The organism is Micromonospora sp. NPDC003776, assembly GCF_053605645.1.
In genome coordinates this window covers 1-9,716 of record NZ_JBSGJR010000231.1, presented here as the reverse complement: position 1 = coordinate 9,716, position 9,716 = coordinate 1, and the positions used below count along the sequence as shown (strand labels likewise).

Sequence of the window (9,716 nt, the reverse complement as noted above, 5' to 3'; positions counted from 1 at the left end):
GGCAGCGCAGCTGGCCTCGGGATGCGGATGGTGGTGGTCTCGGGCTCACGGGAGACCACAACCTGCCGCAAACTGCGCGTCGGAGTGGGTCCGCGAGTTCGCGAAGCCACCCGGCCAGGTCGGTGGGCGGGCTAGCTCACCGCGTCGGACCGGCGTCGACCGCGTCGAGCAGGCCGTCGACCAGGTCGCGGGGCAGCCCGTGGGTGTCGTGCAGCCAGTGGTAGTCGCGCTCGGTCAGCGGTCCGCGCGCCCGTACCCGGTCGACCAGCGGGCGGCCCCGGCGCAGCAGCCCCCGGAACCGCCGTTCCTCGTCGGCGAGGACCGCGCGCAGCCGCGGCACGTCGGGCTCCTGCCGGAACCGCCGCCCGGTGTCGCGGAACGGGTCGTCGGGCAGGTCGGTGAGGCTGCGCGACGGGTCGTCCCGCCACAGCAGGGTGAGCGCCCGGCGGATCAGCCGACGCAGCACGTACCCCCGGCCGGTGTTGCCAGGCCGTACCCCGTCGCCGAGGACGACCACCGCGGAGCGCAGGTGGTCGACGACGATCCGCTGCTCCGTCCCGCCGAGCGGCCAGCGGTCGCGGACCGCCTCGACCCACGGGCGCAGGCCCGCGCCCTGGTAGACGTCCCGGCCGCCGGTCAGCACCATCTCCAGGCGCTCGAGGCCCATCCCGGTGTCGATGCTCGACAGCGGCAGCGGCGTCAGCCTGCCGTCCTCGTGCCGGTGCAGGCGCATCTGGACGTGGTTCCAGACCTCCATCCACCGGTCGTCGGTGCCGGGCGTGCCGGTCGGCGGCCCGTCCCCGGTCCACACGAAGATCTCCGAGTCGGGTCCGCAAGGGCCGGTGGGGCCGTTGGACCACCAGTTGTCCGCGCCGTTCGCCTCCACCGGTACGCCCAGCTCGGTCCAGGTCCGCCACGCGGTCTCGTCCGGGCCGACCTGCCCGTCGCCGCCGAAGACGGTGGCGTGCAGCCGTCCGGGGTCGATGCCGAAGCCCTCGGTGAGCAGTTGGTGGCCCCAGCGGAGGCTGGTCGCGATGTCGTAGTCCCCCAGCGACCACGAGCCGAGCATGTCGAAGACGGTCAGGTGGGTGCGGTCACCGACCTCGTCCAGGTCGGTGGTGCGCAGGCAGCGCTGCACGTTCGCCAGGCGCCGCCCGCCGGGATGTGGGCGCCCCAGCAGGTACGGGGTGAGCGGGTGCATGCCGGAGGTGGTGAACAGCACCGGGTCGCCGGGCGGCGGGATCAGCGAGCTCTCCGGCGCGTCCCGATGATCCAGCCGGTGGTAGTGGTCGAGGAAGGTGCGGACGATCTCGTCGGGTGTCATGGCGCGGGCCTTTCCGGGTGGGTGGCGATCGGAAAGGGTCCGCCGCTGCGGGCGGTGGCGTGACACGAAGACGCCGGCGGACCGTTTCCGGTCGCCGGCGAAATGAGGGTCGTCAGGCGGCGGCAACCGGCGAGCGGGAAGCTCGCGCGGCTGCGACGGTGTGGCGCCTGATCTGCATGCCTCGACGGTAGCGCGGCGTTCCGGCGCCGCCCAGTGCTTTTCCGCACCGCAGATCGATGTATTGACATACGAAGGCAACTCGCCGGTAACATTTCGACACCTCGGACGGCGCCGGGCCACCCCGTACCCGCGCCGAACCCCCTCTGAGGCGCCGGACAGGCACGTGGACGGCCCGTGGGCGACCCGCCGACCGGCGGCGTCACCGCCCGTCACCCCCGGAAGGAACAACCCCCGTGAAATCGCTGATGTCGCGCTGGCTGCTGGCCCTCACGGTCGCCGCGGCCACCCTGGTCGGCCTCCCCGCCGCCGCCCACGCCGCCGTCTTCACGCCGTCGAGCAACCCGATCCTGTTCGTGCACGGCTGGAACAGCAGCGCCTCCACCTGGAACACCATGATCAGCCGGTTCCAGGCCGACGGCTGGCCGTCGAGCTACCTGCGGGCCTTCTCGTACAACACCAGCCAGTCCAACGCGACCACCGCCCAGCAGGTCAGCCAGGAGGTCGACAACCTGCTCGCGAACACCGGCGCGACCAAGGTGGACATCATCACCCACTCGATGGGCGCGCTCTCCTCGCGGTACTACCTGAAGAACCTGGCCAGCACCGGCAAGGTCGACCGCTGGGTCTCCCTCGGCGGCCCGAACCACGGCACCAGCTCCGCGAACACCTGCTACAGCACCGCCTGCGTGGAGATGCGGGTCGGCTCGACCTTCCTCAACACCCTCAACTCCGGCGATGAGACGCCGGGCGCCTTCGTCTACGGCACCTGGCGCTCCCCCTGCGACGGCGTGATCAACCCGGTGGACAGCACGATCATCTCCGGCGCCACCAACACCCAGACCGCCTGCGTCTTCCACACCAACCTGCAGAACGACGCCACCATCTACGGCCAGGTCCGCACCTTCATCAACCCCTGACCGCCCGCGATCTTGGACAGTTTCCGTTCCGGGCGAGCGGAAACTGTCCAAGATCGGCAAGGCGGGACGGCGGGGGCGGGGGGTGGTCGGCGATGATCGGTGGATGCTGATCGGGCGGCGCGGGGCGCGGGTACGCCGCCTGATCGCGCTCCTGCTGGCCGCCGTCGTCGCCGCCGGCTGTTCGCTCGGCGAGGTGCTGGCCGACGACGGGGACCCGGTGGACCTGCGCGCGGCGGACGTGGTCGGCACCTGGCGCGCCGGCCCGCAGCGCGTCATCACCTTCGACGACCAAGGGGGCTTCACCGCCGAGTGGCTGCCCTACGACATGTTCGACGAGTTCCTGCCGATCGGCCTGGACGCCGGCGCGAACATCACCGGCTCGGGCACCTGGGCGGTGCGGACGCCCTACCTGAATCCCGACGGGCCCAGCTCCCACGTGGCCCTGACCATGGAGGAGCTGGCCGGCCTGCGAAAAGGCAAGGGATCGTTCGAGCTCACCGCCCTACGGCAGGACGGCCGGGTCCGGCTCCTCTTCTACTACGTCGGCCCGGGCGGGAACAGCTGGACCGCCTACGAGAAGTGCGGCGACTGCCCGCCGGGCGTGACGTCCTCGCCGTCGGCCCGCACCAGCCGGGGCGCGGTCCGCCGGCACAGCCGGTAAGGCACCCGCCCGGCCGGCGGTGGTCAGGCCGTGGTCGTGGAGACCAGCGGCGCCGGAGCCAGGGGCTGCGGCTCCTTGCCGCGCCGGTTCGGCAGGGACAGCCGGATGACCTTCCACCAGGCGGAGGCGACCTGCTTCGGCAGCGACCCGGTGGTGTACTTCAGCCCGTACCGGTCGAACAGCGCCCGGACCTGCGGGGCGATCTCCTGGTAGCGGTTGCTGGGCAGGTCGGGGAAGAGGTGGTGCTCGATCTGGTACGACAGGTTGCCGGTCATGATGTGCAGCAGCCGGCTGCCGCTGATGTTGCCCGAGCCGAGCATCTGGCGCAGGTACCACTCGCCCTTGGTCTCGCCCTCGATGGAGGTCTTCTCGAAGGTCTCCACCCCGCTCGGGAAGTGCCCGCACATGATCACCGAGTGGCTCCACACGTTGCGGATCAGGTTCGCGGTGAAGGTGGCGGCGAGGGTGGTGAGGAAGGACGGGCCGGACAGCAGCGGGTGCACCACGTAGTCCTTGAGCACCTGGCGGCGGATCTTGCGGCCGACCGCCTTCGCCCGGGCCCGGAACTCGCGGGTCTTGTACCCGCCGTTGCGCAGGTTCTCGCCCAGCTCCAGGTCGTACGCGGCGATGCCGTACTCGAAGAAGGCGGCGTTGACCAGGTTGTAGAACGGCTGGCCCAGGTGCCCCGGGCTCCACGGCTGGTCCTCGTCGACCCGCATGATGCCGTACCCGAGGTCGTTGTCCTTGCCGACCACGTTGGTGAACCGGTGGTGCAGCTCGTTGTGCGAGTGCTTCCACTGCTCGGCCGGGGAGACGTGGTCCCAGTCCCAGGTGGTGGAGTGGATCTTCGGATCGCGCATCCAGTCCCACTGGCCGTGCAGGACGTTGTGGCCGATCTCCATGTTGTCGAGGATCTTGGCCACGGCGAGGCCGGCGGTGCCGATGATCCAGGCCGGCGGGAACAGCGAGAAGAGCAGCACCGCCCGGCTGCTGATCTCCAGCGTCCGCTGGGTCTTGATGACCTTGCGGATGTAGCGGGCGTCCCGCTCACCCCGGTCGGCCAGCACCCGGTCCCGGATCGCGTCCAGCTCCTTGCCGATGATCTCGATGTCCGCGGCGCTGAGGTGGGCGATCGGGTTGTCGGCCTTCTTCTGGATCACGGTCACGTCGGTGGCTCCCGTCAGAGTTCGATGTCGCAGGTACCGGCGGCCGCCGACACGCAGGTCTGGATGGCCACCCCGTCGCCCGGGACGGCGGTGGTCAGGTCCCCGTTACGCAGGTCCCGGACCGCGCCCTGGCGCAGCGGGACCACGCAGCCGAAGCAGATCCCCATCCGGCAGCCCGACGGCATGAGCACCCCCGCGTTCTCCCCCGCGTCGAGGATCGGAGTTGCCCCGTCGGCCTCGACCGAAACCCCGGCGACGGTGAACGTGACCGTGCCGCCCTCCCCCGGCGTGACCACGGTCGGCCGGAACCGCTCGGTGTGCAGGCGGTCGGCGATGCTCCGGGACGCCCAGTGCTGCTCGACCGCGTCGAGCAGGCCGACCGGCCCGCACGCCCAGGTTTCCCGCTCGGCGTGGTCGGGCACCAGATCGTCCAGCTCCGCCACGTCCAGCAGCCCGTCGGTCTCGGTGTGCCGCTCGACCAGCCGCAGCGCGCCCGCCGCGGCGAGTTCCCGCAGCTCGGCACCGAAGATCACGTCGTCGCGGGTGGGCGCGGAGTGCACCAGCACCACGTCGGCGCGGTCGGCCAGGCCGGCGCGGAGCATCCCCATGACCGGGGTGATGCCACTACCGGCGGTGACGAACAGGACCCGCTCCGGGGTGGTCGCCGGCAGGGTGAAGTCGCCCTGCGCCTGGTCGAGCTGGACGATCGTGCCCGGCCGCAGCCGGCGGACCAGGTGGTTGCTGACCTTGCCGTCGGGGATCGCCTTGGCCGTGATGCTGATCCGGCCGTCCGCGCTGCCCGGCGCCGAGGTGAGCGAGTACGCCCGCCACTGCCGTACCCCGTTCACGTCCACGCCGAGGCGTACGTACTGCCCGGGAACGTGCCCCCGCCAGCCGCGCCCGGGCTGGATCACCAGGGTGGCCGCGTCCCGGGTCTCCGGCCGTACGGCGACGACCCGGCCACGCAGCGCCACACCGGAGTGCAGCGGCGCGATCAGGTCGACGAAGTCCTGCGGCAGCAGCGGGGTGGTCACCGTGCCGGCCAGCCGCAGCAGCCGGTCCCGGAACGTGACCTTCCGCGGGCGGCGCGGGACAGTTGTGGTCATATGACCAGGGTGACCGCGTGATCGCATAACATCTTGACCGGCAAAGGTGAATCAGCCGCAGGTTTTTGTTCGAGGAGAACAACGGATGTCCGACGGGTTCGGGACGAACCACCGCGCCGCCCGCCTCGAACTCGACACGCAGGTGGCGGCGCTGCTGCGCGACCGGCTGCCCGTGGTGGCCGAGCGGACCGTCAGCGCGATCACCGCCGAGGTGCCCGACTACTCCGGCGCGCTCACCGGCGCCATGCGGGAGAAGATCGAGAACGCGGTACGCATCGCCCTGGGCACGTTCCTGCAGCTCATCGAGGGGACGCAGTCCGCCGACCCGAGCACCCCCCTGGCTCCCGCGCTGGAGGCCGCGTACGCGCTGGGCAGCGGGGAGGCCCGCTCCGGGCGGAGCATGGACGCGCTGCTGGCCGCGTACCGGGTGGGCGCCCGGGTGGCCTGGCGGGAGGTCTCCACCGTCACCGTGCGCAACGGGTTGGCCGCCGAGACGGTGGCCGAGTTCGCCGAGCTGATGTTCGCCTACATCGACGAGCTCTCCGCGGCCAGCGTGGCCGGGCACGCCGACGAGCTGGCCAGCGCCGGCCGGGTGCGGCGGCGACCGACCTCGAATCGGCCTGGCTGCTGGCCGGCTGCGCGGACCGGCCGGTGGCCTGCGTACGGGTCGTCGCCGACACCGCGGCCACGCCGCTGTACCGGCCGGCCACGCTGCAGCGGATCCGTGCCGCGCTGCGGGTGTTGCCGGCCGTGGCGGCGGCGCTGGCCGAGTGGGGGGCCGCCGCCGGCAGCGTCGACGAGGTCCTGCTGGCCTCGCCCCGCTCGTTCTGCGCCGGGGTGGAACGGGCGATCGAGGTGGTGGAACAGGCGCTGCACCGGCACGGCTCCCCGGTCTACGTCCGCAAGCAGATCGTCCACAACACCCGGGTCGTCGCCGATCTGCAGGCCCGGGGCGCGGTCTTCGTGGACGAACTCGACGAGGTCCCCGACGGCGGGCTCACCATCTTCTCCGCGCACGGGGTCTCCCCCGCGGTACGCCGGATGGCGGCCGACCGCCGGCTGCCGGTCATCGACGCGACCTGTCCGCTGGTGACGAAGGTGCACGCGGAGGCACGCCGGTTCGCCGGTCGGGGCGACACCGTGCTGCTGGTCGGGCACGCCGGCCACGAGGAGACCGAGGGCACCCTGGGTGAGGCGCCCGGGCGGATGCGCCTGGTGCCGGACCTCGCCGCGGCGGAGACGGTCCAGGTGCACGATCCGTCCCGGGTGTCGTACCTGGTGCAGACGACCCTCGCCATGGACGAGGCGGCCGGCATCATCGAGGCGCTGCGCCGCCGCTTCCCGGCGCTGACCGGCCCCGGCTCCGATGACATCTGCTACGCCACCACGAACCGGCAACGGGCGGTCACCGAGGTCGCCGCCCGGTCCGCGGTCGTCCTGGTGGTCGGCTCCGCCAACTCCTCGAACTCCCGCCGCCTGGTCGAGGTGGCCGAACGCGCCGGCGCGCGGGCTCACCTCGTCGACGACGTGGGCTGCGTGGACCTGCGGTGGCTGGCCGGAGCCACCACGGTCGGGGTGACGGCTGGGGCCTCCGCGCCACCGGCGCTGGTCGACGAGGTCGTCGCCGCGCTCACCGCGCTGGGCGCCCGGGAGGTGAGCGAACACACCGAGGTCGTGGAAGACGTCAGTTTCACCCTGCCGAAAGAGGTGCGTCAGCCATGAGCATGCCCCTGCGCCAGAGTCTGCGGGTCGCGCGGTATCTGGCCGAACAGAAGGTGCGCCGGCGCAAGCGGTTCGCGCTGCTGCTGGAGTTGGAGCCGCTGTTCGCCTGCAACCTGAAGTGCGCCGGCTGCGGCAAGATCCAACAGCCGGCCGACGTGCTCAAGCGCCGGATGCCTGTGGAACAGGCGCTGGCGGCGGTCGAGGAGTGCGGGGCCCCGATGGTCTCCATCGCCGGCGGGGAACCGCTGATGCACCCGCAGATCGACACCCTGGTCGCCGAACTCGTCCGGCGCAAGAAGTTCGTCTTCCTCTGCACCAATGCGGTCCTGCTGCCGAAGAAGATCGACAAGTTCCGGCCGTCGCCGTACTTCGCCTTCACGGTCCACCTCGACGGCCTACGGGAGCGGCACGACGCGTCGGTGTGCAAGGAGGGGGTCTTCGACGAGGCGGTCGCGGCGGTGCGGGAGGCCCAGCGGCGCGGGTTCCGGGTCACCACCAACACCACCTTCTTCAACACCGACACGCCGCAGACGGTGATCGAGGTGCTCGACTACCTCAACGACGACCTGCGGGTGGACGAGATGATGCTCTCCCCCGCGTACGCCTACGAGAAGGCGCCGGACCAGGACCACTTCCTGGGCGTCACCGAGACCCGGGAGCTGTTCCGCAAGGCGTTCGCCGAGGGCCGCCGGAAGCGGTGGCGGCTCAACCACTCGCCGCTGTTCCTGGATTTCCTCGAGGGCCGGGTGGACTTCCCGTGCACGGCCTGGGCGATCCCCTCGTACTCGCTGCTCGGCTGGCAGCGGCCCTGCTATCTGATGGCGGACGGGTATGCGACCAGCTACCAGGAACTGCTGGACTCCACCGACTGGGACGGCTACGGCCGGGGCCGCGACCCGCGCTGCGCGAACTGCATGGCGCACTGTGGCTACGAGCCGACCGCGGTGCTGGCCACGATGGCCTCGCTGCGCCAGTCCCTGCGCGCGATGCGGTCGGCGTGACGCCGCCGAGCGGGCGGCGGGTCGCGCTCAACCGAAACGGGTCGCCAGCCGGCGGTACGCGGCCGGCAGCAGGCCGCGTACGGCCACCGGCAGGCGCAGCCAGCCGGGGACGTACACCTCGGCCCGGTCGCGGCTGATCGCGGTGGTCACCGCGACGGCCACCCGGTCCGCCGACACGGGCCGGGGGCGGCTGCGGTGGTACGGCCGACCCCGGCGGACGAAGAACGGGGTGTTCACCACTCCCGGCACGATCACACTGACCCGCACCGGCCGGCCAGCCAGTTCCAGGCGCAGGCTCTCCGCGAAGGTGTCCAGCCCCGCCTTGCTGGCCGCGTAGACGGCCTCCTCGGCGACGCCGAGCCGGCCGGCGATCGAGCCGACGAAGACCAGGTGACCGCCGTGGCGGCTCATGCCCGGCAGCAGCGCCCGGGTCAGTTCGATCGGCGCCCGCAGGTTCACCGTGAGCAGCTCCGCGGCGGTCGCCTCGCTCATCCCGGCCAGTTGGCCGGCCCAGCCGGTGCCGGCGTTGTTGACCAGCACGTCGACCCGGCCGTGCCGGGCGACCGCCCGTTCGGCCAGCTGCCGACCGGCGCCCGGCTGGGCCAGATCCGCCAGGAGCGCGGTGGCCCCGGTCTCGGCGGCGAGCCGGGCGAGGCGCTCGGGGTGCCGTCCGGCCGCGAGGACGAGGCAGCCGGCGCCGGCCAGCCGCCGCACCAGCGCGGCGCCGATGCCCGACGAGGCACCGGTGACCAGCACCACCGCACCGGTCAACCGCACGGCGACGCCTCCGGCGGTACCGCCTCGGCCCCTGGGAGCCCGGACTCGTCCGGGACGATGGCGCCCGTGGGGCGCGGGGCGTCGACCGCTTCGTGACGGTCGAGCGGTGCGCCGTCGACCTCGGCGAGCAGGTCGGCCAGGGCGGCGGGCAGGGCAGCGCCGAGGCGGTCCCCGAAGCCGGCCAGTGCTCCGTCCAGGAGCACCCCGACCTCGAAGGCCGGTCCGCGCCGCAGCACTCCGATGCCGACCGGCACGCCGTCGGCGAGGGCGACCACCGGGGTGGCGGTCCGGATCGGGGCTCCGTCCAGCATCAGCGGCCGGAACGGCGCCGGCAGGTAGGAGACGATGACGTTGAGGTGTCGCCTCGTGTAGACCCGCCGGGCGAAGGCGGCGTGCAGCGGCGCGGGAAGGACGCCGACCATCCGCATGACCAGGCCGGCCGCCTCGGCCTGGCCGCTGCCCAGCGCGGTGCGCAGCAACTCCCGCACCGCGTCGACCCGGGCCCGCGGCGGCACCGGCCCGAGCGGGAGATCGAGGTTGACCGCGCCGGTCCAGTTGCCCTGGGTGGGTGCCCGCCAGCGGGGGTCCCGGCTGACGGCGAACATGGCCCGCATCCGGGGCGGGATCGGCGCCGGGTGAGCCTCGCCCAGCGCCCGGGCGGTCAACGCCAGCACGAGTTCGCTGGCGTGCGCCTGGCAGGCGCGGGCCGCGCGGAGCACCTCGGCGGCGGGCAGGGTCACGCTGCACAGGCGGCGCCCCGGTGCACGCGGGAGCGCGTTGAGCTGGCTGCGCGGCGCCGCCCCCCGCAGCGCCAGCCGGGTCAGGCCCGCCGCGGTGAGTGCAGCCCGGCGCGCCGCCTCCC

9 protein-coding genes and 1 pseudogene are annotated in these 9,716 nt (G+C 72.7%); 5 read left to right on the top strand and 5 right to left on the bottom strand.

Annotation, left to right across the window (positions count from 1 at the left end; translation table 11 throughout):
* Positions 1-136: 136 nt before the first annotated feature.
* Positions 137-1,324 carry an alanine--tRNA ligase-related protein gene (locus ACWEVO_RS19340; RefSeq protein WP_452308911.1) on the bottom strand — a complete coding sequence of 396 codons (1,188 nt, stop codon included), beginning with the start codon at positions 1,322-1,324 and terminating at the stop codon, positions 137-139.
* A 413-nt stretch (positions 1,325-1,737) separates the two neighbouring features.
* Here ACWEVO_RS19340 and ACWEVO_RS19335 point away from each other — a divergent pair, with 413 nt between their 5' ends.
* The gene (locus ACWEVO_RS19335; RefSeq protein ID WP_452308910.1) at positions 1,738-2,421 is read left to right on the top strand and encodes an esterase/lipase family protein; all 684 of its coding nucleotides are present in this window, start codon (positions 1,738-1,740) and stop codon (positions 2,419-2,421) included.
* Between the two features lie 103 nt (positions 2,422-2,524).
* Positions 2,525-3,082, top strand: a complete 558-nt coding sequence (locus ACWEVO_RS19330; protein ID WP_452308909.1) for a hypothetical protein — start codon at positions 2,525-2,527, stop codon at positions 3,080-3,082.
* A 23-nt stretch (positions 3,083-3,105) separates the two neighbouring features.
* Here the strand turns inward: ACWEVO_RS19330 and ACWEVO_RS19325 are convergent, their stop codons facing one another.
* Positions 3,106-4,248 (bottom strand): fatty acid desaturase family protein, encoded by a 1,143-nt coding sequence (locus ACWEVO_RS19325; protein WP_452308908.1) that lies wholly within the window; start codon positions 4,246-4,248, stop codon positions 3,106-3,108.
* A gap of 14 nt (positions 4,249-4,262) precedes the next feature.
* Complete coding sequence (locus tag ACWEVO_RS19320; RefSeq protein WP_452308907.1) at positions 4,263-5,354, bottom strand: ferredoxin reductase; 1,092 nt, start codon at positions 5,352-5,354, stop codon at positions 4,263-4,265.
* An 85-nt stretch (positions 5,355-5,439) separates the two neighbouring features.
* On the opposite strand from ACWEVO_RS19320, the pseudogene ACWEVO_RS19315 reads away from it, so the two are divergent.
* The 3 genes and pseudogenes from ACWEVO_RS19315 to hpnH form a co-directional block, all read left to right on the top strand.
* A pseudogene (locus tag ACWEVO_RS19315) lies at positions 5,440-5,958 on the top strand (PucR family transcriptional regulator); the annotation flags it as partial.
* Positions 5,959-6,095: 137 nt separating this feature from the next.
* Positions 6,096-7,076, top strand: coding sequence for a 4-hydroxy-3-methylbut-2-enyl diphosphate reductase (ispH, locus tag ACWEVO_RS19310; protein WP_452308912.1), 981 nt, complete (start codon positions 6,096-6,098; stop codon positions 7,074-7,076).
* Entirely contained in the window at positions 7,073-8,077 is a 1,005-nt protein-coding gene (gene hpnH / locus ACWEVO_RS19305) for an adenosyl-hopene transferase HpnH (protein WP_452308906.1), read from the top strand. The genes ispH and hpnH overlap by 4 nt, the downstream gene beginning before the upstream one ends.
* Positions 8,078-8,104: 27 nt before the next feature.
* Here hpnH and ACWEVO_RS19300 read toward each other — a convergent pair whose 3' ends face one another.
* Complete coding sequence (locus ACWEVO_RS19300; RefSeq protein ID WP_452308905.1) at positions 8,105-8,854, bottom strand: SDR family NAD(P)-dependent oxidoreductase; 750 nt, start codon at positions 8,852-8,854, stop codon at positions 8,105-8,107.
* Positions 8,845-9,716: WS/DGAT domain-containing protein (locus ACWEVO_RS19295; protein ID WP_452308904.1), on the bottom strand; the 872-nt coding region annotated here is incomplete at its 5' end. The genes ACWEVO_RS19295 and ACWEVO_RS19300, both read right to left, overlap by 10 nt.

Bases quoted from the DNA above. Each gene is read 5' to 3' on its own strand.
- ACWEVO_RS19340 (WP_452308911.1), bottom strand. From the start codon at position 1,324: ATGACACCCGACGAGATCGTCCGCACCTTCCTCGACCACTACCACCGG.
- ACWEVO_RS19330 (WP_452308909.1), top strand. From the start codon at position 2,525: ATGCTGATCGGGCGGCGCGGGGCGCGGGTACGCCGCCTGATCGCGCTC.
- ACWEVO_RS19320 (WP_452308907.1), bottom strand. From the start codon at position 5,354: ATGACCACAACTGTCCCGCGCCGCCCGCGGAAGGTCACGTTCCGGGAC.
- hpnH (WP_452308906.1), top strand. From the start codon at position 7,073: ATGAGCATGCCCCTGCGCCAGAGTCTGCGGGTCGCGCGGTATCTGGCC.